The organism is Herbaspirillum sp. meg3 (assembly GCF_002257565.1).
In the GTDB taxonomy this organism is placed as follows: domain Bacteria; phylum Pseudomonadota; class Gammaproteobacteria; order Burkholderiales; family Burkholderiaceae_D; genus Herbaspirillum.
The window spans coordinates 2,193,492-2,219,370 of the sequence record NZ_CP022736.1 but is presented as its reverse complement, the minus strand read 5'-3'; the positions used below and the strand labels follow the sequence as shown (position 1 = coordinate 2,219,370).

Below are 25,879 nucleotides of genomic sequence, written 5' to 3'. Positions count from 1 at the left end.
TCCGTGAAATATGCACTCAAGGTGTGGCGCGGGCGCACTTGTTGTCAAAAATCACTCCCGCGCGCAGCCACCGCCCAAGCCAGGCCGCGCAGTGCTCAACCGCCCTTCTTCTGCACCCGGCGTCGGCGCGAATCCATCGGATCGGCAATCAGCGGTCGATAAATCTCAATACGATCCTGGTCACGCAACACTGTATCCAGTGTTTTCAGCTTGCCGTAGATACCGACGCGACAAACGGTCAGGTCGATTGCTGTACACTCCCGCAGCAGACCGCTTTGCATAATGGCCTGCTGGACGGTTGCGCCGACGTTGACGCGAACCGGCTTGCGGATCTCCAGATCCGGCGTGGCATAGCAGATCTCGACTTGCAACTGATCTGCTTGCAATTGTTCCGCTTCAGCCATATATCTGTTCTGCACGCTTGCAAAAAGAATCGACAAAGCTGTTGGCGATCATGCTAAATACCGGCCCGATCACCGACTCCAGAATGCGACTCGAAAACTCGTACTGCATGTCGAATTCGATCTTGCAGGCATCATCGCGCAGCACTTTGAAATTCCAGCGTGCTTCGAAATGTTTGAACGGCCCTTCCACCAAATGCATGGTCATGCTGCTTGGCGGCACATTGGTGTTTTCGGTAGTGAAAGACTGTTTGAGGCCGTGATAGTTGATCTTGAGCTTGGCCTTGAGCTTGTCGCCCTGACGCTCTTCAACGTCTACGCCACCGCACCAGGGCAAGAATTCGGGGTAATCTTCGACGCGGTCGACGAGCTTGAACATCTGCTCCGCGCTGTAATTGATCAGGACTGTTTTATGTACGACTGCCATGAAAGGTGGTCCGTTTGATAAAATCGCAAAGTTGAAATTTTAACCGACACCACGGATTTTCCGATTAGATGAGTATTGTTGATAATAAAAAAGCTTTTTTCGATTACTTCGTCGAAGAGCGTTTCGAAGCAGGCATCGTCCTGGAAGGCTGGGAAGTCAAGGCTATCCGCGCCGGCAAAGCACAGATCAAGGAAGCGTATGTGACGATTCGCAACGGCGAGATCTTTCTGTTCGGCGCGCACATCAGCGCCCTGACCAGCACGTCCACGCACGTCCATCCAGAAACCACCCGCACTCGCAAACTCCTGCTCAACGCGGCAGAAATTGCCAAACTGATCGGTAAAGTGGAACGCTCTGGCTATACGCTGATGCCGCTGAACTTGCATTTCAGCAAAGGCCGCATCAAATGCGAGATCGGCCTGGCCAAGGGCAAGAAGCAACACGACAAGCGGGAAACAGAAAAGCAACGCGACAGCCAACGCGAAATCCAGGCTGCCATGAAGACGCACCGCCGCTGATTGGCGGCGCTGGCTTCACCGGCGACACGCCCTACTCAACGGCGCTCTATCAGAATCCTGTTCTCAGGATCTTATTTGCCGGCTGCCAGACGCAGGCATTCGGCAACCTCTTCCACCACCCCGGACCAATCACCACGGACTTTCTGACGAAACACCTTGACCGTCGGATACCAGCGCGACGTGCCCGTTTGCCACCCCCAGCGCCATTCGCTTTCGTACCGCAGCAATAACCACGCTGGTTTGCCGAGTGCGCCGGCAAGATGAATGACGGCGGTATCAGCGCTGATGACCAGATCGAGATGACTGATCAATGCCGCCGTTTCGGCCATATCGCTCATCGATGTTTCGAAACGGCGCATGGTTTGCCATATCTCGATCTCGGCAACATCGCCCTCTGGAATCTCGCGTTGCAGGCTGATCAGATCCACGGGAATATCTGCCAGGGGCCGTAAATAGCGCAAGGGAATATCGCGCGTGTGATTCACTACGCCGACCTGCCTGCCCGCCCACGCCATGCCTACTTTCAAATGAGCAGCAGAGCCTGCGTTCTGCGCCGACTCTGTATTGAGTATCGATGACCACTGCTGCAGCGCATTGCTGTCGGCGCGCAGATAAGGCGCGCCGGAAGGAATCGTCGCCAGCTTCCAACTCAAGGCCAGCGGCAAGCTCATCAAAGGACAATGGAAATCGTGCGGTGCGAGGCCCAGATCGTTTACGACGATAGTGACGTTGGGCAGTGTCTCAAACGACGACAAGAGCCTGTGCAAGGCTTCCGGTACGCAGACGGTGACCTTTGCAGCGCCTTCTGCGATGAGCGGGATATAGCGTGCGAACTGTATCGTATCTCCCAGCCCCTGCTCCGCCCAGAGCAAAATGCTCCGCCCTTCCAGGGATGGCTCGCCCAGCCATGCCGGTATTTCCGGAAACATTTCTTGCCCTTGCAGCTGTGGAGTTCGCCAACGCGCCTCATGCCGCTGCCAGCCACCGGCAAAATCTCCCTGCAACAACAAGCAATGGCTCTGCGCCATCTCCGCCTCCGGGAAGTTTGGTTGCAAGGTCAGTGCCTGCTCGTAACACCAAAGCGCCTGATTCAGGCAGTTCATTTTTTGGAGGACGTTGCCGCGGTTGAAGATGGCTGCAGCGTTGGCGGCTGAATGCGCAAGAATACGGTCGTAGCAAAGTACGGCTTCTTCATGCTGATTCAAATAGAGCAAGACATTACCGCGCTGATTCAACGCTTGCAGATGCGACGGCGCAAATGCCAGCACACGATCCAGTGAGGACAGCGCTTCGTCGAAGCGCTCCAGATGCGTGAGCAGCTCGGCGTGCATACACCAGAGATCGGCATCCAGAGGGGATTCTTCCAGCGCCATCTCGGACTGCTCCAGCGCAAGAAACAGCGCGCGCTGCCGCGATTGACGCGCCTCAAGCAAAGCGGGAAAACGTGTCAGGCAATCGTCGTAGGCAGCGATAGCTTCGTGATAGCGCTCTGCCGCCAGCAACAGGTCGGCGCGACGCATCAGTGCAGGGACGAAGCCAGGATCAAGCTTGATAGCCAATTCCAAAGAAGCCATGGCCTCTTCGGACTTCCCCTGCACGTCTGCGGTAATGCTCTGTGTCAGCAAATGCATCAGCTCTTGCAGATGCGCAGGGTCTCGCAAAAGCTTGTCATGCAGCATGTATCAAATCCATCCCGTCCATACCAGTGCGCGAGGCGCGGTGTGATTCTGCATCAGAGTTCCTGTCGGTTGCGTGGCTCATGCCGTTGTGTTGATGATGTTGCCACTAGATGGCGTTGCATGCAATTTGGTCGTAATGCTCTGCAGGAAGCTGCTTAGCGATGTGCCACCCGAGTCGCCAAGCGCACTGAGAAGATTCGCAAAACTGCTTTCCAGATCGGTATTGGTTGCAGCAGAACCAGAACTGCTTGAGTCGCTGGTCGACGTTGCCGTATCCGTCGAAGACGTACTGGACTCAGACGCCGATAGCGACTGAACAAGTTTGGTGAGATCGGCTTCGAGACGCCCATCAGCGGGTGGCGGCGGAGGTGGACGATTGGCTGCTGCTGCCGAAGACGCGGTAGCAGCAGCCACTGCCGACGCTGAAGTGGTGCTGCCTGTATCGGTGCTGCTGTCAGTCGAAGAGTTCGGAGCGCTTTCCGAGTGCAGGGCAATCAGGAGATTTTGCAGAAAGCTGTTTAATGCAGCGTCGACATTCTTTGTCGATGTCACGTCGTCGCTTGATGTAGTTGTGACAGTACTGGAAGTGGCGACGCTTGTATCAGCGTCCAGTGCTGCCAGCACTTCTTTGATGGCATCCATGAAACTGCCACCGTGACGTGGCGGCGGCGGTGGAAAATCGGAAAAACCGACCGTAGCGCTGGTCTGATCAATGCCAGTGATGCCTCCCAGATCGGCCAGGGAAAAAAGATTGCTGCCGGATACGCTGCTGATGCTCATGTTGTTCTCCCTCTGACTAGTTGCCCCTGCATAGACGGACATACTTCTCTGTCGTCATTTGCACCTCACAGTAAAAACCCGGAAAGTGTTGTCTGTGCACCTAACAAGTATCGGCGATACGCACATGTAAATCCCGGTCCGGGTGTGTAAATTGGGGTAAATTTAAGTTGATCAATGGCACTTTTCCAGTCGGTATCCACGATACTTCTTGCGCTGTTTCAGCATTGCCGGGATGACACTATTTCGCCCCGGGAAAAGGCATAGTTTCCAACGATCAAATGCACGGGAACCCGGGTAAAAAAGTGTAAAGATGAAGACACTAATCGTTACCGTTGTACCGTCCGCAGCCGTTTTGCGCATATGATTGAACTATCCGAAATGCAGCAGCAATCAAAGAAAGAGAAGCAAACAACGATGTCAAAAGTATTACTGATAGACGACGACATTGAACTCGTTGATATGCTCAAGGAATATCTTGAGCAAGAAAAATTTGAAGTCCGCGTTGCCTATGACGGCGAGTCAGGTGTTGCCGAAGCCCTGACCAACCAATATGCCATCGTAGTGCTCGACGTCATGATGCCTCGCCTCAATGGGCTGGAAACATTACGCCGTATCCGCGCCAAGAGCAATCTTCCTGTCTTGATGCTGACAGCCAAGGGCGACGACACCGACCGTATCATCGGTCTCGAACTCGGTGCCGACGACTATGTCCCCAAGCCTTGCACGCCGCGCGAGCTGACTGCACGGGTACGCGCCATCCTGCGCCGCACCGTCATCGACAATCCGGATCACAGCCCTTACTCGCCACTGGCAGTCGGCGCCCTTTCCATGTGGCCGGAACAGCGCCGCGCTACCTGGTCAGGCCGCCCGCTGGAACTCACAAGCAGCGAATTCAATCTGCTTGAAGTCCTGGCGCGCAACGCGGGCAAACCAGTCAGCAAACAACATCTTTCCGAACAAGGCCTGGGCCGGCCTCTTGCACGTTTTGACCGCAACATCGACGTGCATCTGAGCAGCATTCGACAAAAGATCTCCACGCTCGGCAGCGACAAATCCTGTATCCAGACCGTCTATCGCTTGGGTTACCAGTTCATCAAGGAGTAATCGGTGGGCCGGCTGTTCTGGAAGTTCTTTTTCTTCATCATGGTGGCGCAGATGACCGCCATCATCGGTGTGGGCATCATGTTCTCGTTCGAGAACCGTGAACGCAATCAACGCGTCACCGATCTCGATCTGAGCCCGCCGGCGATGTTCACCATCCGTTCCGCTGCGGCGACACTCCAATATGGCGGCACCGAGGCGCTGCGCAAGCTGATACTCAACGCTGAGCGACATCAGGTGTATGTCGTGAACGAAGATCAGCAGGAGCTGCTCGGACGCGACGTCAATCCCAAATTGATTGAGGAAGCACGTTCCTTGCTGACCACTGAAGTACGTCGTCGCGTGGTCGAAGAAATCAAGGCTTCCGACGGACATACTTACCTGCTCTTCCTGCCGTCGCCGTCGCACATGAATAGCGGACGGGAGCCGCGTCATGAGAATCCGCCGCCCCCGCCGCCGCCATTTTCTTTCCCGATGATGCCGATGCTGGTCTCGACGGTCGCCAGCCTGCTCTTTGCGATGTTGCTGGCCTGGTATTTTTCGCAACCGATTCGCCAACTCAAATCGGCTTTTGCCAATGCAGCTTCAGGCAATCTGAATGATCGTCTGGCGCCGCTGATGAGCAAACGCAGTGATGAACTGGCTGATCTCGGTCGTGACTTTGACAGCATGACGGACAAACTGCGTGCACTGATGGAAAGTCAGCGCCGCTTGCTGCACGATGTCTCCCACGAATTGCGCTCGCCCATCGCCAGACTTCAGGCCTCGATAGGCCTGGCGCGCCTGCAACCGGAAAAAACCGCCGCTACACTGGAGCGCATCGAACGCGAAGGCGTGCGCATGGACAAACTGGTCGGAGAACTGCTAACGCTGTCGCGATTAGAAGCAGGCGTTACGGGCGCAATGGAAGATCACATCCGCATCGAGGATTTGCTGGGTGAAATCATCGACGATGCGCGCTTTGAGGCTGAATCGATAGACCGGCATGTGGAAGGCCAGGCCCGCACCAATGCCGTCATCAAGGGGGGGGCAGAGCTTCTCTACCGGGCGATTGAAAACGTCGTGCGCAACGCCATCAAGCAGACCGCGGTCGATACCGTGGTTGCCATCAACACGTTAGTGGATCAGGAAAAAAAGCAGGTGCAGATTTCTGTCATTGACCGTGGCCCCGGCGTGCCGGAAGACGAATTGCAACTGATTTTCGAACCCTTCTTCCGCAGCACACGTACGCAAAAAAGCACGCATGGCTATGGCCTTGGATTGACCATTGCACGACGTATCGTCGAGGCGCACGGCGGCACCATCCGCGCCTTCAATCGCATCGACGGCGGCTTGTGCGTGAACATCTCGTTGCCTTACGACAGCATTGATCCTTTGCCGTCATCTGCAGGCAGCAACGACCATCACCCCTGAGAAATTAGACCTGAGAACATCGACATAAAAAAGCGCCTGAAAATCTCTTTTCAGGCGCTTTTCACTTTTGCGCTCCGTTTGTTCTTGGCGACTTCCACCTGACTACTTTTGCTGAGCCTTTACGACCTGCATTGCGCTGGCGATCAAGGTACTCATGTCACCAAGATTGGCGGGGACGATAATCGAATTATTGGTTTTGGCCAATTGTGAGAATGCGGCGACATATTGCTCGGCAACTTTCAGGCTGACCGCATCTGCGCCACCGGGTGATTGAATCGCCGCTGCGGTCTTGCGCAGCGCTTCGGCGCTAGCCTCTGCAATCGCCAGAATGGCCGCGGCCTGCCCTTCGGCGCGATTGATCGATGCCTGCTTTTCACCTTCCGATTTAGCGATGGATGCTTCGCGTTCTCCGGTCGCGATGTTGATCTGCTCTTGCTTGCGACCTTCCGAGGCAGCAATGAGTGCGCGTTTTTCACGTTCTGCGGTGATCTGCGCCTGCATCGCGTGCAGAATTTCTTTTGGCGGTGTCAGATCCTTGATTTCGTATCGCAGGACTTTAACGCCCCAATTCTCGGCGGACTCATCGATAGCGCTGACGATGGTGGTGTTGATGTGATCGCGCTCTTCAAAGGTCTTGTCGAGCTCCATCTTGCCGATGACCGAGCGCAAGGTGGTTTGCGCCAGTTGTGTGATTGCAGCGATGTAGTTCGATGAGCCGTAAGAGGCACGCATTGGATCGGTGATCTGAAAATACAGGATGCCGTCGACCTGCAATTGCGTGTTGTCGCGCGTGATGCACACCTGTGGAGGCACATCCAATGGGATTTCTTTAAGAATGTGTTTGTAGGCAATACGGTCGATAAATGGCACCACGATATTAAGCCCTGGCCCGAGCGTTGCATGATATTTGCCCAGCCGCTCTACGACCCAGGCGTGCTGCTGCGGCACGACCTTGATGGTCTTGACGACGAAGATGATCGCGATGAAAAAAATAACCAGCGTGACGCTACCGAACATAGAAATTCCCCTTGTAAATGAAGCTTGATTACAGCTAATGCCAAGTAAGGCCTACTGCACAACCGCGTGCGCGACGATCAGACGACTGCCGCGTATTTCCCGGATGATGAACTGACCGGCCTGAACTGCATTGCCGGGAGCCAGTTCCACGTCCCATTCGGCGCCGCGATAACGCACACGCGATGTCGGCGTGCCGTCGAGATCCGTCCAGAGCTCGACGTGCACTGCCTGCCCGATGTCCAGAAGGACATTTGGGTCGCGCGCGGCGGCTTCCTTGTTCATTTTCCCAAAGCGGCTGCGACGCAGCAAACCTACCGCGACGAAGCCGACGACAGCCGCCGCCAGGAACTGCCACTCGGCGGCCCCGCCAAGCAAGGCAACACCACCGCCGACGGCCAGGCCAATGGCGATCATCAATAAATAAAATGTTCCGGTAAAGAGCTCCACCCCGATTGCCAGTCCGGCCAATACAAACCATATCGCCCAGTCCATCATGTTGATTTCCTTTTTGGATGTGAGACAAGCCACTGCTTGCTGGCAAGACTTTAACAGCCTCTGACGCACTATTGCACAAAACAAAAACGCGGGCATCAAGCCCGCGTTTTTGTTTTCTGAAACCTGACAAGCAAACTTGTCAGGTTTAGACCGTATTGGCGCTTACTTAGTGCCGGCCAGTTTCTGCCAGGTGTCGATCACTGAGTCTGGATTCAGCGAGATCGATTCGATACCTTGCTTCATCAGCCACTCTGCAAAGTCCGGATGATCCGATGGGCCCTGACCGCAAATACCGACGTATTTTCCCTTGGCAAGACAAGTCGAGATGACCTTGGTCAGCAAGGCTTGCAACGCAGGATCCCGCTCATCGAAATCGGCAGCCAGCAACTCCATACCGGAGTCGCGATCCAGACCCAGCGTCAGTTGCGTCAAATCGTTGGAACCAATCGAGAAACCATCGAAGAATTCCAGGAATTGTTCGGCCAAGATCGCGTTGGAAGGCACTTCGCACATCATGATGACGCGCAGGCCGTTTTCGCCACGTGTCAGGCCGTTCTTGCCGAGCAAGTTGATGACCTTTTCCGCTTGCCCCAAAGTACGGACGAACGGCACCATGATCTCGACGTTGGTCAGCCCCATGTCGTTACGGACGCGCTTCATGGCCAGGCATTCCATTTCGAATGCTTCAGCGAAATCGGCAGCCAGATAGCGTGCAGCACCGCGGAAACCGAGCATTGGATTTTCTTCGTCCGGCTCGTAACGCGAACCGCCGATCAACTTCTTGTATTCGTTGGACTTGAAGTCGGACAAGCGCACGATGACTGGCTTCGGCCAGAATGCTGCAGCGATGGTCGCAATACCTTCAGCCAGCTTGTCGACGTAAAACGCCTTCGGCGATGCGTGACCGCGTGCCACGGATTCAACAGCCTTCTTCAGGTCGGCATCGATGTTCGGGTATTCCAGAATCGCCTTTGGATGCACGCCGATATTGTTGTTGATGATGAATTCCAGACGCGCCAGACCAACGCCGCCATTTGGAATCGACTGGAAGTCGAATGCCAGCTGCGGATTGCCGACGTTCATCATGATCTTCAACGGAATCGGTGGCAGTTCGCCGCGTGCGACTTCGGTGATTTCGGTTTCCAGCAGGCCGTCATAAATCTTGCCTTCATCGCCTTCAGCGCAGGAAACGGTCACCAGGTTGCCGTCTTTCAGGATATCGGTAGCGTCACCGCAACCAACCACTGCCGGCACACCCAGTTCACGCGCAATGATCGCCGCGTGGCAGGTACGACCGCCACGATTGGTGACGATGGCGGCAGCGCGTTTCATGACCGGCTCCCAGTTCGGATCGGTCATGTCGGCGACGAGCACGTCGCCTGGTTGCACGCGTTCCATTTCGGACGCATCGCGAATCACGCGCACCGGACCGGCACCGATCTTCTGACCGATGGCACGACCGGTTGCCAGCACGGCGCTGGAGCCCTTGAGCTTGAAACGTTGTTGCGCGTCAGTCGCCTTTTGCTGCGACTTCACGGTTTCAGGGCGCGCTTGCAGAATGTACAGCTTGCCGTCGCGGCCGTCTTTGCCCCATTCGATGTCCATCGGACGCTGATAGTGCTTCTCGATGATGGTGGCGTATTTGGCCAGCTCGACGATTTCGGCGTCGTTCAGCGAATAGCGGTTGCGCATTTCAACAGGTACATCGACGGTCTTGACCGAGCGGCCGGCCTTGGCTTCACCGGTGAACTCCATCTTGATCAGCTTGGAGCCGATGTTGCGACGGATGATCGGCAGTTTGCCTTGTTCCAGCATCGGCTTGTGGACATAAAATTCGTCCGGGTTGACCGCGCCCTGCACCACTGTTTCGCCCAGACCATAGCTGGAGGTGATGAAAACCACGTCCTTGAAGCCCGATTCGGTGTCGATGGTGAACATCACGCCGGCAGCGCCGACGTCGGAGCGCACCATGCGTTGCACGCCTGCCGACAGCGCGACTTCAGCGTGGGTGAAGCCCTTGTGAACGCGATACGAGATGGCGCGATCGTTGTACAGCGAGGCGAATACGTGCTTCATCGCTTCGAGCACGTTGTCGATGCCGACAACATTCAGGAATGTTTCTTGCTGACCGGCAAAAGAGGCGTCAGGCAAGTCTTCGGCAGTCGCAGATGACCGCACGGCGAAAGACATCTCACCTGTGGAGTCGGCAACCAGTTTGTCGTAGAAAGATTTGATCTGCTCTTCCAGCGCAGGCTGGAAAGGCGTGTCGATAATCCATTGACGAATCTCCGCACCGGCTTGCGCCAATGCACGCACATCTTCGATGTCCAGCGATACGAGACGATCTGCAATGCGTTGAGCCAGCGTTGCGCCGCCATTTGCACTGTGTTCCAGAAAGTCGCGGAAAGCCTGTGCCGTCGTGGCAAAGCCACCTGGCACTCGGACTCCGGCACCGGCCAGCTGGCTGATCATTTCACCCAGCGACGCGTTCTTGCCGCCGACGGACTCGACATCCGTCATGCGAAGATTTTCAAAGGAGACTACGTATGCGGCCCCCTGGGTAGAACCCATGTTTACTGCGTTGGACATAACAACCTCTAGTTTGATGATAAGAAATCTTCGCGCGGCCGGCAGTCGTCATTTGTTCTTTGTTATTTTGGGACGAAGGCGACATAATCGATACAGCGGCTTGGCTCAATACCTGATGCAGGTTCCGATACATGAGCTGACATAATTGGCGCGCGGCAGTTCCGAAGGTGTTTGCATGAGCAAACATCCAGAGGCATTCGGTCAACTTGCGCAGCACTGTCAGGATCATTTTGAGCTAGCTTCTCAATCTGTTGCATGGCATTTTACAGGGTAGCCAGCAATTTTTTCATCTGGCCCGTTATTTTTTATTGTTTTCTTTTTAACAACACTATGCTCGATCTCGCACCGCCCGCCTGCCCCGTCCCTTTGCCTCCGGCCAACCGCACGGTTTTCTTCGTCTCTGACGGTACCGGTATTACGGCGGAAACGTTGGGGCATTCCGTTCTCAGCCAGTTCGAGCTACGCTTCAAGCAGGTGCGCCTGCCTTTCGTCGATACACTCGACAAAGCCTATGACGCCACCCGCCGCATCAACGAAGTGGCAGAAACCGATGGCAAGGCGCCCATCGTCTTCTCGACGCTGGTCAAGGCGGATCTGTCGGCCGTCATCCGCCAATCGAAGGCGATGCATATGGACTTGTTCCAGACCTTCGTCGAACCGTTGGAGCAAGAGCTCGGGGTCAAATCGACGCACACCATTGGCCGCAGCCATAACACGGCCGATTCGGAAGAATACAAAAACCGTATTGAGGCGATCAATTTCTCGTTGGCGCACGACGACGGCCAGTCAAACAAAAATCTGGCCAGCGCCGATGTCATTCTGGTTGGCGTATCCCGTTCAGGAAAAACACCGACCAGCCTCTATCTGGCCATGCAATACGGCATCAAGGCGGCAAACTACCCGCTGATTCCCGAGGATTTCGAACGCGATAAATTACCGAGCGGACTTGTCAATTTCAAAAAGAAAATCTTTGGCCTGACGATCGCGGCGGAGCGCCTCTCGGAAGTGCGTAACGAACGCCGTCCCGGCAGCAAATACGCTGCGATTGAAAACTGCCGTTACGAAATCAATGAAGCAGAAAAAATGATGCGACGCGAAGGCATACGCTGGATGTCCTCCACTGCCAAATCGATCGAGGAAATTGCGGCGACGATTCTGCAGGAAATCAAGCCGGACACTCGCTGATTCCAACTCAACCGATTGCTCTCTTGAACTGTGTGTGGAGCAGATAGTCTTTATGTGGCCCTTCGATACGCGTATGCAAATCGAAGCGGTCCGCATCGATCAATACATAGCGCCCGTCGTAACGATCCAGGATGCAAAGGTGGATCTCAAGCGGTAATAGCGCTTTTTGCGCCGGATCGTATCGATAGCTCTGGTACGCCTGCCCAGCCTGAACACCATCGGCAAAGGCGACATGGACAACGTCGCCCTCAATCCGATAGTCAAACCTCCGGGTGAACGACACGATGCGCTGGTCAGCCGCCAGACGTAATTGACCGGATTCCTTGTATTGCAAACAGTTCGCTTCACAAGAATGAAATTCAGCACATCCATCGGCCTCACCGATGACAAGCTTGTCCGTGCCAAGCATGCTGCGCGTGAAGCGCCAGCTTCCAGTGAAATAAGCGTAGAGGTCAGGATGCATGTACGCGTCCGTCTTCAATATCAATAGTAGTCAGGCAAACCACCTTCAGCGGCCGCCCTGCCTTTGCCGGGCTTGCTCAAAGAAACAGACTGCCGCTGCTGCTGCAACGTTAAGCGATTCCATTTGGCCCAGATGCGGGATCACCACTTTGACGCCGGCGGCGTCCATCAAATCGTCGGCGACGCCCTGTCCTTCGTGGCCGAACAGCCAGGCGACTTCTTGCGTCAGATTGATCTGATAAATGGTTTCCTGTGCATACGAACTGGTCGCCAATACGGGAATTTTGCTGGTCTTGCAGAGGCCCAGCAAATCGGCGCCTTCAAAAATCTGGAGCAAAAAATGTGCGCCCATGCCTGCTCGCAACACCTTCGGCGACCACGCAGCGGCAGTGCCTGCCGAGCAAAATACCTGACGAATTCCAGCCGCCGCCGCACTACGCAAAATTGATCCGAGATTGCCCGGATCCTGCAAGCCATCGAGCAAAACTGCCGATGCCGTCAATGCTACCGGCACTTGCGGCTGAGGCGTTGCGATAATCAGCAACAAGCCGACGCCGTTTTCAACCTGACTCAACACCTGATACAACGCATCCGGCAAACAAATGCACTGACTGCCCTCGGCTTCACACTGAGCCAGCACCGGTGCAACTTCAGCGTGATACACCGCACTCTCGGCGACGACGCACAATTCGGGCTTGCCTGCCTGCTGCAAATACGCTTCCGCCAGATGCACGCCGTCGAGCAGACTGCGCCCTGCCTTGCGACGCGCCTGTGCGCTGGTCGCCAGTTGCTTGAGTTCTTTGTACAGCGCGTTGTCGCGGGAAGAGATCGTCTTCATCAACGGCCCTCAGGCACCGGCCAGCAAGGCGCGAACGGGGGCGTAAGACTTGCGATGCACAGGGGATACGCCATGCAGGCGCAAACGCTCCAGATGCAATGCAGTCGGGTATCCCTTGTGCTGATCAAACGCGTAATGGGGATATTGATCATGCAGTACCCGCAAGGCTGCATCGCGCGCAGTTTTGGCGAGAATCGACGCTGCCGAAATGGCGGGCACTTTGTCGTCGCCTTTGACGATCGCTTCGGAGCGGATCGCCATCACCGGGCTACGATTGCCGTCAATCAGCGCCAGAGTAGGAATGGTGCGCAAGGCCTCCACCGCACGGCGCATCGCGAGCATGCTTGCATGGAGAATATTGAGTTGATCGATTTCGTCTTCGGAACACTCGGCAATCGCCCAGGCAATCGCGTGCTCCTTGATTTCCAAGGCCAGCGCGTCGCGACTTGCTTCGCTCAGTTTCTTTGAATCGCGCAAACCGACGATAGGTCGCGCCGGATTGAGAATGACGGCGGAAGCGAAAACCGGCCCTGCCAAGGGGCCACGTCCGGCCTCATCAACGCCGCAAATGATTTCACCGGCGTAATCGTCGAGAGCAAACAAAGATAAATTCGAATCGTGTTTCCTGGCCATATCGCCTAAGCTCCTTGCGCAAAGCGCGTCTGCTGACGATCCAGCAAAGTACATACTGCCTGCGCGCTGACATTGGCGGTATCGCGTAACAACGAGTGATGCATGTCGGTAAATCGTTGGCGCAGATTCTGCAAATGGACCGGATCGTCCAGCTGTTTCCAGAGCGCATCAGCCAGCGCCTGTGGAGTAGCCGCATCTTGCAATAGTTCTGGAACAACATACTCGCGCGCGAGAATATTCGGCAAACCTACCCATGGCTGGTAGTTCATATGCCGCATGATTTCATAGGACGCACGCATCATCTTGTAGGCAATCACCATCGGCTTCTTGTAGAGCGCGACTTCCAGCGACGCAGTACCGGAGGCAACCAATACCGCATCCGCCGCCGCCATTGCTGCATGCGATTGCCCGCTGATGATCTTGATATCCAGATCGATGCTATTGGTCTGCGAAGTCAATTGTTCGAAATAAGAGCGCTGTTTCTCGCCGGCCATTGGCGCAACAAATTGCAATTGCGGTTCCCGCTGCTTCAGCAATCTGGCAGCACCAAGAAAACTCGCCGTGTTGTACTTGAGTTCTGACATGCGGCTGCCGGGAAGAATGGCAACGACACGGCGATCTTGATGCAGGCCTAATGCTGTGCGTGCTGCGGCTTGATCCGGCTCCATGGGAATAACCTCCGCCAGTGGATGCCCCACATAAGTCACCGGCACACCTGCCTTGCGGTAGATTTCTTCCTCGAAGGGAAAAATCACCAGCATGTGCGACACCGCACGCGCTATCTTCTTGATCCGCCCGCCACGCCAGGCCCATATTTGCGGACCGATGAAATGCATCGTGGGAATACCGGCGTCGCGCAATTGCAGCTCCAACCCGAGATTAAAGCCGCCATAGTCGACACCGATGAATACTGCCGGGCGCTCTGCCAGCAACTGATCACGCAGAGCGTTCTGGATTCCCTTGATCTCGCGATAGCGTGGAATGACTTCGAACAGGCCACGCACAGTGAGCTTATCCATCGGCCAGTCGCTGATGAAACCGTGCTCAGCCATGTGTGGTCCGCCGATACCATGCAAACGCGCATCCGGCAAACGCGGACGCAAGCCTGATAGCAAACGGCTCGCCAGCAGGTCGCCAGAGCTTTCGCCGGCGACCATGGCGATGGAAATTTTATCGGATGATGCCACGAGAGGACGACGCGATGAATTCACGCATCAGGCGGATGTGTGCTGCGGATTCAGGGGATTTTTCTTCTTGCAGCAGTAATTCCTGCTTGGCTTCTTCCAACGGCAGACTGGAACGATAGATGGCCTTGTACGCACGCTTGATCGCAGCGATCTGCTCCGGCGTAAAACCACGACGCTTCAGGCCTTCGCTATTGATGCCGGCGGGTACAGCGCGATTGCCTGCAGCCGTCACAAATGGCGGAACATCCTGGCTCACTGCTGCTGTGAACGCAGTCATCGCATGGGCGCCGATATGGCAGAACTGATGCACCGACGTAAAACCGCCGAGGAATACCCAATCGCCCAAATGCACGTGGCCGGCGAGTGTCGCGTTGTTGGCCAGAATGATGTTGCTTCCAAGCTGGCAATCATGGGCGATGTGCACGTATGCCATGATCCAGTTGTCGTCCCCGATGCGGGTCACACCGGCATCCTGCGTGGTTCCCAGATTAAAGGTGACGAATTCGCGGATGGTGTTGCGATCGCCGATCTCCAGGCGTGTCGGTTCACCGGCGTATTTTTTGTCCTGTGGTGCAGCGCCAAGAGAGCCAAACTGGAAGATCTGATTGTCACGGCCAATGGTCGTATGGCCTTCGATCACGACGTGCGGACCGATTTTTGTACCGGCATCGATGCGAACGTTGGCGCCGATCACGGAATAAGCGCCGACCTCGACCGTCGAATCGAGCTGAGCGCCCGACTCGATGACGGCAGTAGCATGGATACGCGACATGGCTTAGCCTGCCTGGCTGGCGTCGTTGGCGTTGCGCATCGTGCACATCAGATCGCCTTCTACAGCAACCTGGCCGTCAACTGTCGCCACCGCCTTGTACTTCCAGATGCCACGAGCACGGCGGGTAATTTCCACATGCATCTTCAACTGGTCGCCTGGCTCGACAGGACGCTTGAAACGCGCATTGTCGATACCAACGAAATACACAACGGTATTGGCATCAGGTTTGCGGCCTTCGGTCAAAAAGGACAACAAAGCAGCCGTCTGTGCCAGCGCTTCGATCATCAACACACCAGGCATCACCGGCTTGTGAGGAAAATGGCCGTTAAAAAACTCTTCGTTGACGGTCACATTCTTGATGGCAGTGATGTCCTTACCGCTTTCCCATGTGAGAACGCGATCCACCAACAACAGCGGATAACGGTGCGGGAGGTATTCTTTGATTTGATTGATATCGAGACTAGTCATTTTTTTGCTCAGTATTTTGCTCAGTATGCGGCTCTGTAAGCGATTTGATCGTTTTTTCCAACGCACGGATTTTCTCACGCATTGTGCCCAGATTGCGCACCAATGCTGCTGATTTTTCCCATTCCCCATGCTTGGCGATAGGATAAAAGCCGGTATATTGCCCTGGCTCCAGGATGGAACGAAGCGCCAGTGTGCCCGCCGAGACATGCACCTTGTCGGCAATCGTAATATGGCCGTGGATCATTGCGGCGCCACCGATCGAGCAGTATTTGCCGATTTTGGCGCTACCGGCGATACCGGCACAGGCTGCAATCGCGGTATGCGCGCCGATATGGCAGTTGTGGGCGATCTGAATCTGGTTGTCGAGCTTCACCCCGTCTTCCAGCACCGTATCGGACAATGCACCCCGGTCTATCGTCGTATTGGCGCCAATCTCAACGTCGTTGCCAATGACCACCCGCCCTACCTGAGGAATCTTGATCCAGTTGCCGCCTTCGTTGGCAAATCCGAAACCATCTGCGCCAATCACAACACCGGAATGCACGATGCCGCGTTCGCCGATTTCACAGCCGGAATGGAACGTGACACGAGCATAGAAATGCGTATCGGCACCAACACGCGCATTACGACCGACATAACTGCCCGCGTCAATCACAGCGCGTTCGCCGATAACGGCGCCGGCCTCGATGACGACGTGTGGGCCGATGGTCGCGCTTGCCGCCACCTGCGCCGTTTCATCCACACAGGCGCTGCGGTGAATGCCGGCAGTAACCGGCACTGCCGCCTGCGCCGCAAACAATTGCGCTGCATGGGCGAAATAGGCGTAAGGATTTTTGGTGACAATGCGTACACCCTGATAACCAGCAACGGCTGCGTCATCCACTTCAGACAAAATCAACGCAGCAGCCTGCGTTTGCTCTGCCTGGGATCGAAACTTGGGATTGGAGAGGAAAGTGATATGCGACGATGTCGCCACATCCAGAGGAGCGATGCCGCTGACATCAATCTGCGCATCGCCTTTTAGCTGGCCACCCAAGCGTTCGACCAACTGTTCTAGCCGAATACCCATCTTGGCCTTCTTAGATTATTGCGTTACCTGCTCAAGCAATGCAGATTGGCGATTTCTCTTCGGGACAATCTGCGCGCCTGGGATAAGCATGATGAAGATTTGAACCAGGCTTACTTCGCCAGCTCTTTCAGAACCTTGTCGGTGATGTCGATGCGCTTGCTGGCATAGACTGCTTCCTGGAAAACGATATCGTACTTTTCAGCTTCAGCGATCTGACGGATCACCTTGTTGGTACGTTCAAGAACGACCGACAATTCTTCGTTGCGACGCTGATTCAGATCTTCACGGAATTCGCGTTGCTTACGCTGAAATTCCTTGTCGATATCGGCCAGATCGCGCTGACGCTTGACACGTTCCGACTCGGACAATACTGCAGCATCCTTGTCCAGCTTGTCCGATTGTGCCTTCAGGCGTGCAGCCATATCAGCGATATCTTTTTCGCGCTTGGCAAACTCAGCTTCAAGCTTGGTCTGCGCAGCCTTTGCAGGCACGGCTTCGCGGAAAATACGCTCGGTGCTGACAAAAGCAATTTTCGATTCCTGCGCATGCACACTGGCAAACGACAACATGCCGACAGCCAGTGTTGCAGCTTGGATCGACATCAATGATTTAGTAATAAACTTCAAGATCATTCTCCGTAATACAGATTTCTATTATGCCATGGGCTGATCAGTTGATTCGCTGATCAGAAACCGGTTCCCAACTGGAACTGGAAGTTTTGCGCTTTATCGCCAGTCTTCGCATTCAGCGGCTTACCGTAGCTCAGCTTCAGCGGGCCGATTGGCGAAATCCAGCTGATACCGAAACCAGTGGAATAGCGCAAGTCATTGATTTTAATACGTTCACCATCGGCAAACACGTTACCGCCGTCAACAAAGGTAAACCAACGCAAACTACGATCCTGTCCCGAACCCGGGAACGGAAATTGCAACTCCACGTTAGCGATCAGACGCGATGCACCGCCCATTGAGTCACCGTATTGGTCTTTCAGGTTACCCAAAGACGATGCTTCGTATCCGCGCACGGTGCCAATACCGCCCGCGTAGTAATTCTTGAAAATCGGGTATGGCTTGCCGCCGAAGCCCTTACCGTAGTCCACTTCGCCATTCCAGGCCAGCGTCGCCGCATTGCTCCAGAACGGTTGGAAGTATTGATGCTGATAAGTTGCACGATAATATTGCAAAGTACCAATGCCGGATACTTCAAGGTTGGCACGTTGGTAGACACCCTTGGTTGGGACCAATGCACTATCGCGGCTGTCACGTTGCCATGCAACGGTCAGCGGGAAGCTGGTTGTTGTCGCAGTGCCGATACCGCAAGCGGCATTATTGATGACATCACAACCAGCAACGCTACCTGCACCTGAACCGAAATCTCGCACGTATTGACGATACAAGCTCGGGCTAGAACTATCGGTGTCGACCTTGGTATTTTCAATACCAACACCAAAGAAAACGCGATCCAGCTCAGAAAACGGAACACCGAACTTGACGCTACCGCCGATGGTTTTCACGCGATAGTCACCGGTGGTGTAGGCCGATGGACGAATCGTGCGCAGGAACACTTCATAAGTGCGGCTGATACCGTCATCCGTGAAGTACGGATTCGTCTGCGAAACAGCGATCGTGCGGTAACGCGAGCTGGTATTGACTTCGATACCGACCGTATTGCCGCTACCGAATGCATTTTCCTGCGAAATCGAACCAGTCAGACTCAACTTGTCAGTTTGTGAGAAGCCGGCGCCGATCATGATGTTACCGGTCGGTTTCTCTTCCACTTTCATGTTGACGTCAATCTGATCCGTGCTGTTCGGCACTTCCGGTGTCTCAATCGTGACTTCCTTGAAATAGCCCAGGCGGTCGACACGATCACGCGACAGCTTGATCTTCTCACCGTCATACCAAGAGTCTTCAAACTGACGGAACTCACGGCGAATAACTTCGTCACGGGTCTTGGTATTGCCGGCAATGTTGATATGACGCACATACACGCGCTTGCCCGGGTCGACCATGATGGTAAAGGCAACTTCCTTCTTCTCACGATCAACGTTTGGATTGGCATTGACGTTGGCGAATGCATAGCCGAAATTACCGAGACGTTCGCTGATCTTCTTGGTGCTGTCAGTGAGCTTGGTACCCGAATAGACATCACCTTTTTTCAGCTGAACCAGCGCTGCCAGGTCAGCCTGCATACCAAACATTTCGCCATCGAGCTTGATGTCGGAGACCGTGTACTTTTCACCTTCGTTGATATTGATGGTGATGTAGATATCTTTTTTATCTGGTGTAATGGAAACTTGCGTCGACTCGATCTGCATTTCCAGATAACCGCGATCCAGATAATAGGATCGCAGCGACTCGATATCGCCAGCCAGTTTTTGCTTGGAATATTGGTCAGCCTTGGTGTACCAGGTGAACCAGCCCGGTGTTGTCAACTTCAGTTGATCGCGCAAATTGCCGTCGGAGAATGCCTTGTTGCCGACAATATTGATTTGCTTAATGCGCGAAACGTCGCCCTCATCCACAGCGAAACTCACTGCAACACGGTTACGCTCAACCGGTGTAATGGTCGTGGTGACCTTCGCGCCGTACAGGCCACGCGACAAATATTGGCGCTTGAGTTCCTGCTCTGCGCGATCGACTTGCGACTTGTCGAAAATACGCGATTCGGCGACGCCGATTTCCTTCAGCGCCTTGGTCAGTTGTTCCTTGTCAAATTCCTTGATGCCCGTGAAGTCGACACTGGCAATCGCCGGACGCTCTTCCACCTGAATCACGAGCACGTCGCCTTCAGCTTCAACACGAACGTCCTTGAAGAAGCCGGTCGCGTAAAGCGCCTTGATCGCAGCCGTACCTTTTTCGTCATTGAAGGTGTCACCCACTCGCACCGGCAAGTAACTGAACACGGTGCCTGCTTCGGTACGCTGAATGCCTTCGACACGGATGTCCTTGACCACGAACGGTTCGACAGCGAATGCCTGATTGCAAAGGGCAAGCGCAGCAACAGCGATCAGGCTACGGGAAAAGGTCGGTGCAGGGAAATGCGCGGAATGTAAGTTCATTAGCTATCGTTTATTAACTATGTTTTTGCTGACCATTTTTTACAACGGTCGAACATATGTAAAGTCAAAAGCCATCCTTGTCATCAGGACGGCTTGGGACGAATCCTTAAAACATCAGACGAACAATGTCGTTGAATGCGGCAACGATCATCAATGTCATCAAAATACCAAGACCGGCACGTTGAGCAATTTCCCCAAAGCGCTCAGAAACAGGACGTCCAGTCAAAATCTCCAGCGAATAATACAGCAAATGGCCGCCATCTAAAACCGGGATGGGCAGCAGGTTCATTACACCAAGACTGATGCTGATAAACGCAATGAAGCTCAGATAGCTGACCAGTCCGACTTTGGCAGTCTGCCCGGCATAATCGGCTATGGTAATCGGGCCGGTAATATTTTTCCAGGAAACCTGTCCGACGATCATTTTTCCGATCATCTTCAGCGTCATGGCACTCGTGTCCCAGGTCTTCTGCGCGCCCTTGGCAATCGCCGTCCAAGGCGCATCGCTGACAACAATCATTTCCGGCGCAAGCGGCACCTCTACCTTGATACGCCCTATCGTCTGACCATTGTCGCTCAGTGTGTCAGGTGTAACCTGAATGCGAAATTCGCTTTGCCCACGCACACCATGCAGAGACAAAGGCTTGCCGGGAGAGGCGCGAACCAGCTCCACGAGTGCGAGGCCGTCTTTGATCGGCACGTCGTTGACATCAAGGATCAGATCGCCCTTTTGCAATCCAGCCTGCATGGCGGGGCCATCCATGACCTTGCCAAGCATCGCCGGAGGACGCGCCAAGGACAAGCCCAGTTTTGCCAGAAAATCGCTTTCCAGATCCTTGCTTGATACACCATCGAGTGGCAAATTCACTGAATCCAGCAGCTTTCCGCCGCTTACTCCATTGTTGATGCGCTCAACATCCAGTCGCGCAGGCGTCTTCTCCAGAACGTGCTGCATCAGCTCCCAACGCACTTCCGACCATGCCTGAACAGCGACGCCGTTAATGGCCGTGATGGTTTCACCACCGCGCAGACCAGCTTGATATGCGACAGTCTGCGTCGCCATCGGACGTAGTTTGGGAACCGGTTCGGGAATGCCATGCATGAACAAGCCGGCAAACAAGAGAATGGCAAGGATGAAATTGGCTAACGGACCGGCCGCAACGATCGCAATACGACGCCAGACCGACTGGCGCGTGAATTCGCGCTTGAGATCCTGAGCGGACATGTCGCTGACATCCTGCTCGCGGGCATCCAGCATCTTGACGTAACCACCCAGCGGCAATATCGATAGCGCCCATTCAGTCTGATCACGCCCAAAGCGGCGTGAATAGATCACCCGCCCCATGCCGACCGAGAAGCGCAAAACCTTGACGCCGCACAAGCGCGCCACCCAGTAATGCCCCAATTCATGCACGACGACAAGCGTACCGAGAGCGACCGCAAAGGCCAGCAGAGTGTGCAGCAGATTCATGACAGAATGATCATAAGGGCAGGCAGGATTGCGCAATCGAGCGTGCCTGCTGATCTTGTTCGATCAGGGCGTCGATATCGGCGACAGGGCCATGGGGAAGCTTATCCATGACGCGAGCGATCACTTGATCAATCATGCGGAATCCGATTTCTTGATTCAGGAATGCCTGGACAGCAACTTCATTGGCGGCATTGAGGATTGCCGCCGAGCTGCCCCCGGCTTGCAGTGCATCATACGCCAGTTTGAGACACGGAAAACGCCCAAAATCCGGACGCTCGAAAAATAACTGCCCGATCTGAGCAAGGTCCAGCTGGGCAACCCCGGATTCGATCCGCTCCGGATAGGCAAGTGCATTGGCGATGGGCGTACGCATGTCTGGATTGCCCAGTTGAGCCAGCACCGAGCCATCGATGTAGGACACCATCGAGTGAATCACGCTTTGCGGATGAATCATGACTTCGATCTTGTCAGCCGGCGCACCGAACAGCCAATGCGCCTCAATGACTTCCAAGCCCTTGTTCATCATGGTGGCAGAATCCACTGAAATCTTCCGGCCCATGACCCACTTCGGATGCGCCACAGCCTCTTCCGGCGTTACGCTATCCAGTGTACCAACGTCACGTTTGAGGAATGGCCCTCCCGATGCGGTCAAGAGAATCTTGGCGATCCCGGCATAAGGCAGCGAACGGCGATAATCGTGCGGCAAACATTGAAAAATGGCGTTGTGCTCACTATCGATGGGTAGCAAGGTTGCCTTATGCTGCGCCACGGCATCAATCAGCAGCTGTCCGGACATGACCAGCGCCTCTTTGTTGGCCAAGAGAATCTTCTTGCCGGTGCGCGCTGCGGCCAGCGTAGACGCCAAACCTGCCGCGCCAACGATTGCCGCCATGACGATATCGCACTCGTCCGCACTGGCTACGTCACATAGCGCCTGGGCGCCATACAGGACTTCAATGCGCAACTGGCTGGATTTGAGCTTTTGCTGTAGAGCCTGGGCAGCCTGCGCCGTCCCGACAACCGCCAGCTTGGGGCGAAAACGGACGCACTGCTCCGCAAGCTCATCGACTCGCGAATGGGCCGTCAAGGCAAACACTTGGTAACGATCAGGGTGACGCGCTATGACATCCAGCGTGGAAACGCCGATGGAACCGGTAGAGCCGAGAACAGTAATTGCCTGCATGAAATTCCTACAACCAGAGATCGATCAGCGCTGCCAGCGGCAGAACCGGGATCAACGCATCAATCCGATCCAATACGCCGCCGTGCCCCGGCAGCAAGTTGCTGCTGTCCTTGAAACCGGCGCGGCGCTTCAATTGCGACTCGAACAAATCCCCGACAACGCTCGCCGCGACCAGCAAGGTCATCACAAGGATGAAACCGGGCCAGCCGAAACGGCCGTACAGACGACCTGAAAATGTTTCACCATCGAAATACATCACAACGGCCGCCGCAATCACCAGCACTGCAAGCCAGCCACCGACAGCCCCCTCCCAAGACTTCCCGGGAGAAATCGATGGCGCAAGCTTGTGGCGGCCAAAGCCTTTCCCTGCGAAATAGGCGCCGATATCCGCCACCCAGACGATCGCCATCACCGAGAGCAAGTACAACGGGGAATGTTGAAACAGGGAAACAATCGCGATAAAGCAGCCCAACAGCGACAACGTATAGGTCACACTGAGCAGGCGATTTCCTGGTGTTCCCAGCGCCGGCAATCCCAGCTTCAACGCAGGTACGAAGCGAATTACCCACAACGCCACGCACAAGCCGAACAAGCTGCGTACGCTCGGCAAACCGCTTACAAACACGATGATTGCGTAGGCGACGGCCCAAAAACCGGCCCACAGACGTGGTCGCGAAAGACGGAACAGGCGCAGGCCCTCCCAGGTACCGGCAGCAAAAAACGCCAGCGTCACCGCAGCAAACGCAAAGAAATTATTCAAAAAGAGAATCGGCAACAAAATTGCCAGGAGAACCAACGCTGTGATGACACGCGTTTTTAGCATCAGGAAGCCTTTTTCTGCTCGACCAATTGCTCGCTGGTGCGACCGAAACGCCGTTCGCGCTGACGATATGAGTCGATCGCCTTGTCCAGCTCCGCCCCATCGAAATCGGGCCAATAGGTCTCAGTAAAATACAATTCGCTATAGGCGAGTTGCCATAGCAGGAAATTGGAAATGCGCTCTTCGCCGCCGGTACGGATAAACAAATCCGGCTCGGGAGCATAAGCCATCGCCAAATGGGGAGTTAATTGCTCTTCAGAAAAGTCAGTGACACCAGGCTGCTCTTTGAGCATCTTGCCGACCGCCTGCATGATGTCCCACCGACCACCATAGTTGGCGCAAATTGTCAGTGTCAGTCGCGTATTGCCGGCTGTTTGCGCCTCGGCCTTGGCGACCATATCCTGCAATTTGGCATCGAAGCGACCGAGGTCGCCAACAACACGCAAACGGATATTATTTGCGTGCATCTTGCTGACTTCGCGTTCCAGCGCCGTCATGAACAAACGCATCAGCAAAGACACTTCGTCTGCAGGACGACGCCAGTTTTCAGAGCTGAACGCAAACAGCGTCAGGTATTCCACACCGCGCTGCGAGCATGCCTCAACTATCGTGCGAACTGCATCGACGCCTTTTACATGCCCTGCTACGCGCGGCAAAAAACGTTTGGTAGCCCAACGCCCATTGCCATCCATGATGATGGCAACGTGACGCGGCACCGCAGAAACTTGCGGTACAGCCTGGGTTGAGCTTTTATAAGTCATACAGTGTAAAAATCCAGATAAACGCGAAATCGGCCTTGGTCTGAAACCAACACCGACATCATCGCATAAGTCGTTGCATCAGCCGCTAACAAGGGCCTTGCTTACACCGTGAGCACTTCTTTTTCTTTTTCTGCCACCAGCTTGTCGACTTCAGCGACAAACTTGTCGGTCAGCTTCTGGATCTCGTCCTGACCGCGGCGCTCATCATCTTCGGAACAAACCTTGTCCTTGACCAGCTTCTTCAGACCTTCGTTCGCATCGCGACGAATGTTACGAATCGAAATCTTCGTATCTTCTGCTTCGCCCTTGACCAGCTTGACCATTTCCTTGCGGCGCTCTTCAGTGAGCGGAGGGGTAGGCACACGGATCAACTCGCCTTGCGTGGCAGGATTCAGGCCCAGATCGGCTTCACGAATCGCTTTCTCAACGGCTGCCAGCATTTTCTTTTCGTACGGCTGCACACCGATGGTACGCGCGTCGATGAGGGTCAGATTGGCGACTTGCGACAATTGCGTCGGCGAGCCGTAGTAGTCGACCTGGACGTGATCCAGGATACCTGTGTGGGCGCGACCAGTACGCACTTTGGCCAGATCGGCGCGCAGCGACTCGATCGACTTGGTCATTTTTTGTTCGGTACTCTTCTTAACGTCAGCGATGGTCATGCTGCTCTCCTATCATTTAAAACTATCTTACGGTATTCGAAAAACGTCATTATTTACACGTGAACCAAGGTGCCTTCGTCTTCACCTAACACGACGCGCTTAAGCGCACCCGGCTTGACGATGGAGAACACCTTGATCGGCAGCTTCTGATCGCGGCACAACGCGAATGCAGTTGCGTCCATGACCTGCAAATGTTTGGCAATTGCTTCGTCAAACGTGATGGTGCTATAACGCGTCGCCGAAGGATCCTTCTTTGGGTCGGCAGTATAAACGCCATCTACCTTGGTCGCTTTAAGAACGATTTGGGCGCCGATTTCCGAGCCGCGCAATGCCGCTGCGGTGTCGGTCGTAAAGAAAGGATTGCCTGTGCCGGCGGCAAACACCACGATCTTGCCCTCTTCCAGATATTGCAAGGCTTTCGGACGCACATAGGGCTCGACAACTTGCTCAATGCCGATTGCCGACATGACGCGTGCAGTCAGGCCTGCCTGACGCATGGCGTCCGCCAGTGCGAGGGAGTTCATTACTGTTGCCAGCATACCCATATAGTCGGCTGTGGCGCGGTCCATGCCCTGCGCACCGGGGGCTACGCCGCGGAAGATGTTGCCGCCGCCGATGACGATGGCCAACTCTACCCCTAACTGACTGACCTCGGCCACGTCGGCAACCATGCGCTCGATAGTCGCACGATTGATACCGTAGGCGTCGTCGCCCATCAGGGCTTCGCCGGAAAGTTTGAGGAGTACGCGCTTATAGGCTGGTGTCGTCATGTGCTGGGCTCCGTTTGCTATCCGATTAACTGATTCTGTCCGTCCTGCTTGCTGCCTGCTCGTGCTGCCGAAGAAGTGGCAAGCGAAAGTGTTACTCGATACAGGCGAGGACGTCAT

26 protein-coding genes are annotated in these 25,879 nt (G+C 54.9%); 4 read left to right on the top strand and 22 right to left on the bottom strand.

Features of this window, described 5'->3' with window-relative positions; translation table 11 throughout:
• Positions 1-95: 95 nt before the first annotated feature.
• A complete protein-coding gene (locus tag hmeg3_RS10070) occupies positions 96-404 on the bottom strand; it encodes an RnfH family protein (protein WP_094563602.1) in 309 nt (102 codons plus the stop codon).
• Positions 397-828 (bottom strand): type II toxin-antitoxin system RatA family toxin, encoded by a 432-nt coding sequence (locus hmeg3_RS10065; RefSeq protein WP_094563601.1) that lies wholly within the window; start codon positions 826-828, stop codon positions 397-399. The genes hmeg3_RS10070 and hmeg3_RS10065 overlap by 8 nt, the downstream gene beginning before the upstream one ends.
• A 68-nt stretch (positions 829-896) precedes the next feature.
• On the opposite strand from hmeg3_RS10065, the gene smpB reads away from it, so the two are divergent.
• Complete coding sequence (gene smpB, locus hmeg3_RS10060; protein ID WP_007875730.1) at positions 897-1,346, top strand: SsrA-binding protein SmpB; 450 nt, start codon at positions 897-899, stop codon at positions 1,344-1,346.
• Between the two features lie 71 nt (positions 1,347-1,417).
• Here smpB and hmeg3_RS10055 read toward each other — a convergent pair whose 3' ends face one another.
• Positions 1,418-2,920: a tetratricopeptide repeat-containing glycosyltransferase family protein gene (locus tag hmeg3_RS10055; RefSeq protein ID WP_232511942.1), complete on the bottom strand. Its 1,503-nt coding sequence runs from the start codon at positions 2,918-2,920 to the stop codon at positions 1,418-1,420.
• Between the two features lie 183 nt (positions 2,921-3,103).
• Positions 3,104-3,805: a hypothetical protein gene (locus hmeg3_RS10050; protein WP_094563599.1), complete on the bottom strand. Its 702-nt coding sequence runs from the start codon at positions 3,803-3,805 to the stop codon at positions 3,104-3,106.
• A 414-nt stretch (positions 3,806-4,219) separates the two neighbouring features.
• Between hmeg3_RS10050 and hmeg3_RS10045 the strand changes: the two genes are divergently transcribed.
• A complete protein-coding gene (locus hmeg3_RS10045; RefSeq protein WP_094566242.1) occupies positions 4,220-4,909 on the top strand; it encodes a response regulator transcription factor in 690 nt (229 codons plus the stop codon).
• Positions 4,910-4,912: 3 nt separating this feature from the next.
• Positions 4,913-6,319 carry an ATP-binding protein gene (locus hmeg3_RS10040; RefSeq protein ID WP_094563598.1) on the top strand — a complete coding sequence of 469 codons (1,407 nt, stop codon included), beginning with the start codon at positions 4,913-4,915 and terminating at the stop codon, positions 6,317-6,319.
• Between the two features lie 102 nt (positions 6,320-6,421).
• Here the strand turns inward: hmeg3_RS10040 and hmeg3_RS10035 are convergent, their stop codons facing one another.
• The 3 genes from hmeg3_RS10035 to ppsA form a co-directional block, all read right to left on the bottom strand.
• Positions 6,422-7,336, bottom strand: a complete 915-nt coding sequence (locus tag hmeg3_RS10035; RefSeq protein ID WP_050477066.1) for an SPFH domain-containing protein — start codon at positions 7,334-7,336, stop codon at positions 6,422-6,424.
• A gap of 51 nt (positions 7,337-7,387) precedes the next feature.
• A complete protein-coding gene (locus hmeg3_RS10030; RefSeq protein ID WP_094563597.1) occupies positions 7,388-7,831 on the bottom strand; it encodes an NfeD family protein in 444 nt (147 codons plus the stop codon).
• Between the two features lie 162 nt (positions 7,832-7,993).
• Positions 7,994-10,351: a phosphoenolpyruvate synthase gene (gene ppsA / locus hmeg3_RS10025; protein WP_232511941.1), complete on the bottom strand. Its 2,358-nt coding sequence runs from the start codon at positions 10,349-10,351 to the stop codon at positions 7,994-7,996.
• Positions 10,352-10,750: 399 nt separating this feature from the next.
• On the opposite strand from ppsA, the gene hmeg3_RS10020 reads away from it, so the two are divergent.
• Positions 10,751-11,605: a pyruvate, water dikinase regulatory protein gene (locus hmeg3_RS10020; RefSeq protein ID WP_094563595.1), complete on the top strand. Its 855-nt coding sequence runs from the start codon at positions 10,751-10,753 to the stop codon at positions 11,603-11,605.
• 7 nt (positions 11,606-11,612) lie between these two features.
• Here hmeg3_RS10020 and hmeg3_RS10015 read toward each other — a convergent pair whose 3' ends face one another.
• The 15 genes from hmeg3_RS10015 to pyrH all read right to left on the bottom strand — a co-directional run bounded on the left by hmeg3_RS10015 (position 11,613) and on the right by pyrH (position 25,762).
• Positions 11,613-12,068: a DUF6314 family protein gene (locus hmeg3_RS10015; RefSeq protein ID WP_094566241.1), complete on the bottom strand. Its 456-nt coding sequence runs from the start codon at positions 12,066-12,068 to the stop codon at positions 11,613-11,615.
• A 45-nt stretch (positions 12,069-12,113) separates the two neighbouring features.
• Positions 12,114-12,905 (bottom strand): RNA methyltransferase, encoded by a 792-nt coding sequence (locus hmeg3_RS10010; protein ID WP_094563594.1) that lies wholly within the window; start codon positions 12,903-12,905, stop codon positions 12,114-12,116.
• Positions 12,906-12,914: 9 nt separating this feature from the next.
• On the bottom strand, positions 12,915-13,538 hold the full coding sequence (gene rnhB, locus hmeg3_RS10005; RefSeq protein ID WP_094563593.1) for a ribonuclease HII: 624 nt from the start codon (positions 13,536-13,538) through the stop codon (positions 12,915-12,917).
• A gap of 5 nt (positions 13,539-13,543) precedes the next feature.
• Positions 13,544-14,695: a lipid-A-disaccharide synthase gene (lpxB, locus tag hmeg3_RS10000; RefSeq protein ID WP_094563592.1), complete on the bottom strand. Its 1,152-nt coding sequence runs from the start codon at positions 14,693-14,695 to the stop codon at positions 13,544-13,546.
• A 13-nt stretch (positions 14,696-14,708) separates the two neighbouring features.
• Positions 14,709-15,497 (bottom strand): acyl-ACP--UDP-N-acetylglucosamine O-acyltransferase, encoded by a 789-nt coding sequence (gene lpxA, locus hmeg3_RS09995; RefSeq protein ID WP_094563591.1) that lies wholly within the window; start codon positions 15,495-15,497, stop codon positions 14,709-14,711.
• 3 nt (positions 15,498-15,500) lie between these two features.
• On the bottom strand, positions 15,501-15,965 hold the full coding sequence (fabZ, locus tag hmeg3_RS09990) for a 3-hydroxyacyl-ACP dehydratase FabZ (RefSeq protein WP_050477075.1): 465 nt from the start codon (positions 15,963-15,965) through the stop codon (positions 15,501-15,503).
• Positions 15,958-17,034 carry a UDP-3-O-(3-hydroxymyristoyl)glucosamine N-acyltransferase gene (gene lpxD, locus hmeg3_RS09985; protein WP_094563590.1) on the bottom strand — a complete coding sequence of 359 codons (1,077 nt, stop codon included), beginning with the start codon at positions 17,032-17,034 and terminating at the stop codon, positions 15,958-15,960. Before lpxD ends, fabZ begins: the two co-directional genes overlap by 8 nt.
• A 110-nt stretch (positions 17,035-17,144) precedes the next feature.
• A complete protein-coding gene (locus hmeg3_RS09980; RefSeq protein WP_198361816.1) occupies positions 17,145-17,666 on the bottom strand; it encodes an OmpH family outer membrane protein in 522 nt (173 codons plus the stop codon).
• A 53-nt stretch (positions 17,667-17,719) separates the two neighbouring features.
• Entirely contained in the window at positions 17,720-20,095 is a 2,376-nt protein-coding gene (gene bamA / locus hmeg3_RS09975) for an outer membrane protein assembly factor BamA (RefSeq protein ID WP_094563589.1), read from the bottom strand.
• A gap of 106 nt (positions 20,096-20,201) precedes the next feature.
• Positions 20,202-21,566 (bottom strand): RIP metalloprotease RseP, encoded by a 1,365-nt coding sequence (gene rseP / locus hmeg3_RS09970; RefSeq protein WP_094563588.1) that lies wholly within the window; start codon positions 21,564-21,566, stop codon positions 20,202-20,204.
• Between the two features lie 10 nt (positions 21,567-21,576).
• The gene (ispC, locus tag hmeg3_RS09965; protein ID WP_094563587.1) at positions 21,577-22,749 is read right to left on the bottom strand and encodes a 1-deoxy-D-xylulose-5-phosphate reductoisomerase; all 1,173 of its coding nucleotides are present in this window, start codon (positions 22,747-22,749) and stop codon (positions 21,577-21,579) included.
• Positions 22,750-22,756: 7 nt separating this feature from the next.
• Positions 22,757-23,572 carry a phosphatidate cytidylyltransferase gene (locus hmeg3_RS09960; protein WP_094563586.1) on the bottom strand — a complete coding sequence of 272 codons (816 nt, stop codon included), beginning with the start codon at positions 23,570-23,572 and terminating at the stop codon, positions 22,757-22,759.
• Positions 23,572-24,330, bottom strand: a complete 759-nt coding sequence (gene uppS, locus hmeg3_RS09955) for a polyprenyl diphosphate synthase (protein ID WP_094563585.1) — start codon at positions 24,328-24,330, stop codon at positions 23,572-23,574. The genes hmeg3_RS09960 and uppS overlap by 1 nt, the downstream gene beginning before the upstream one ends.
• A gap of 101 nt (positions 24,331-24,431) precedes the next feature.
• Positions 24,432-24,992, bottom strand: a complete 561-nt coding sequence (gene frr, locus hmeg3_RS09950; protein ID WP_094563584.1) for a ribosome recycling factor — start codon at positions 24,990-24,992, stop codon at positions 24,432-24,434.
• Between the two features lie 53 nt (positions 24,993-25,045).
• On the bottom strand, positions 25,046-25,762 hold the full coding sequence (gene pyrH, locus hmeg3_RS09945; protein ID WP_007875768.1) for a UMP kinase: 717 nt from the start codon (positions 25,760-25,762) through the stop codon (positions 25,046-25,048).
• Between the last annotated feature and the right edge of the window lie 117 nt (positions 25,763-25,879).

Excerpts from the sequence above, each read along its gene's own strand:
- hmeg3_RS10070 (WP_094563602.1), bottom strand. The coding sequence starts at position 404 with ATGGCTGAAGCGGAACAATTGCAAGCAGATCAGTTGCAAGTCGAGATC.
- hmeg3_RS10065 (WP_094563601.1), bottom strand. The coding sequence starts at position 828 with ATGGCAGTCGTACATAAAACAGTCCTGATCAATTACAGCGCGGAGCAG.
- smpB (WP_007875730.1), top strand. The coding sequence starts at position 897 with ATGAGTATTGTTGATAATAAAAAAGCTTTTTTCGATTACTTCGTCGAA.
- hmeg3_RS10055 (WP_232511942.1), bottom strand. The coding sequence starts at position 2,920 with ATGGCTTCTTTGGAATTGGCTATCAAGCTTGATCCTGGCTTCGTCCCT.
- hmeg3_RS10050 (WP_094563599.1), bottom strand. The coding sequence starts at position 3,805 with ATGAGCATCAGCAGCGTATCCGGCAGCAATCTTTTTTCCCTGGCCGAT.
- hmeg3_RS10045 (WP_094566242.1), top strand. The coding sequence starts at position 4,220 with ATGTCAAAAGTATTACTGATAGACGACGACATTGAACTCGTTGATATG.
- hmeg3_RS10035 (WP_050477066.1), bottom strand. The coding sequence starts at position 7,336 with ATGTTCGGTAGCGTCACGCTGGTTATTTTTTTCATCGCGATCATCTTC.
- hmeg3_RS10030 (WP_094563597.1), bottom strand. The coding sequence starts at position 7,831 with ATGATGGACTGGGCGATATGGTTTGTATTGGCCGGACTGGCAATCGGG.
- ppsA (WP_232511941.1), bottom strand. The coding sequence starts at position 10,351 with ATGACGGATGTCGAGTCCGTCGGCGGCAAGAACGCGTCGCTGGGTGAA.
- hmeg3_RS10020 (WP_094563595.1), top strand. The coding sequence starts at position 10,751 with ATGCTCGATCTCGCACCGCCCGCCTGCCCCGTCCCTTTGCCTCCGGCC.
- hmeg3_RS10015 (WP_094566241.1), bottom strand. The coding sequence starts at position 12,068 with ATGCATCCTGACCTCTACGCTTATTTCACTGGAAGCTGGCGCTTCACG.
- hmeg3_RS10010 (WP_094563594.1), bottom strand. The coding sequence starts at position 12,905 with ATGAAGACGATCTCTTCCCGCGACAACGCGCTGTACAAAGAACTCAAG.
- rnhB (WP_094563593.1), bottom strand. The coding sequence starts at position 13,538 with ATGGCCAGGAAACACGATTCGAATTTATCTTTGTTTGCTCTCGACGAT.
- lpxB (WP_094563592.1), bottom strand. The coding sequence starts at position 14,695 with ATGGTCGCCGGCGAAAGCTCTGGCGACCTGCTGGCGAGCCGTTTGCTA.
- lpxA (WP_094563591.1), bottom strand. The coding sequence starts at position 15,497 with ATGTCGCGTATCCATGCTACTGCCGTCATCGAGTCGGGCGCTCAGCTC.
- fabZ (WP_050477075.1), bottom strand. The coding sequence starts at position 15,965 with ATGACTAGTCTCGATATCAATCAAATCAAAGAATACCTCCCGCACCGT.
- lpxD (WP_094563590.1), bottom strand. The coding sequence starts at position 17,034 with ATGGGTATTCGGCTAGAACAGTTGGTCGAACGCTTGGGTGGCCAGCTA.
- hmeg3_RS09980 (WP_198361816.1), bottom strand. The coding sequence starts at position 17,666 with ATGATCTTGAAGTTTATTACTAAATCATTGATGTCGATCCAAGCTGCA.
- bamA (WP_094563589.1), bottom strand. The coding sequence starts at position 20,095 with ATGAACTTACATTCCGCGCATTTCCCTGCACCGACCTTTTCCCGTAGC.
- rseP (WP_094563588.1), bottom strand. The coding sequence starts at position 21,566 with ATGAATCTGCTGCACACTCTGCTGGCCTTTGCGGTCGCTCTCGGTACG.
- ispC (WP_094563587.1), bottom strand. The coding sequence starts at position 22,749 with ATGCAGGCAATTACTGTTCTCGGCTCTACCGGTTCCATCGGCGTTTCC.
- hmeg3_RS09960 (WP_094563586.1), bottom strand. The coding sequence starts at position 23,572 with ATGCTAAAAACGCGTGTCATCACAGCGTTGGTTCTCCTGGCAATTTTG.
- uppS (WP_094563585.1), bottom strand. The coding sequence starts at position 24,330 with ATGACTTATAAAAGCTCAACCCAGGCTGTACCGCAAGTTTCTGCGGTG.
- frr (WP_094563584.1), bottom strand. The coding sequence starts at position 24,992 with ATGACCATCGCTGACGTTAAGAAGAGTACCGAACAAAAAATGACCAAG.
- pyrH (WP_007875768.1), bottom strand. The coding sequence starts at position 25,762 with ATGACGACACCAGCCTATAAGCGCGTACTCCTCAAACTTTCCGGCGAA.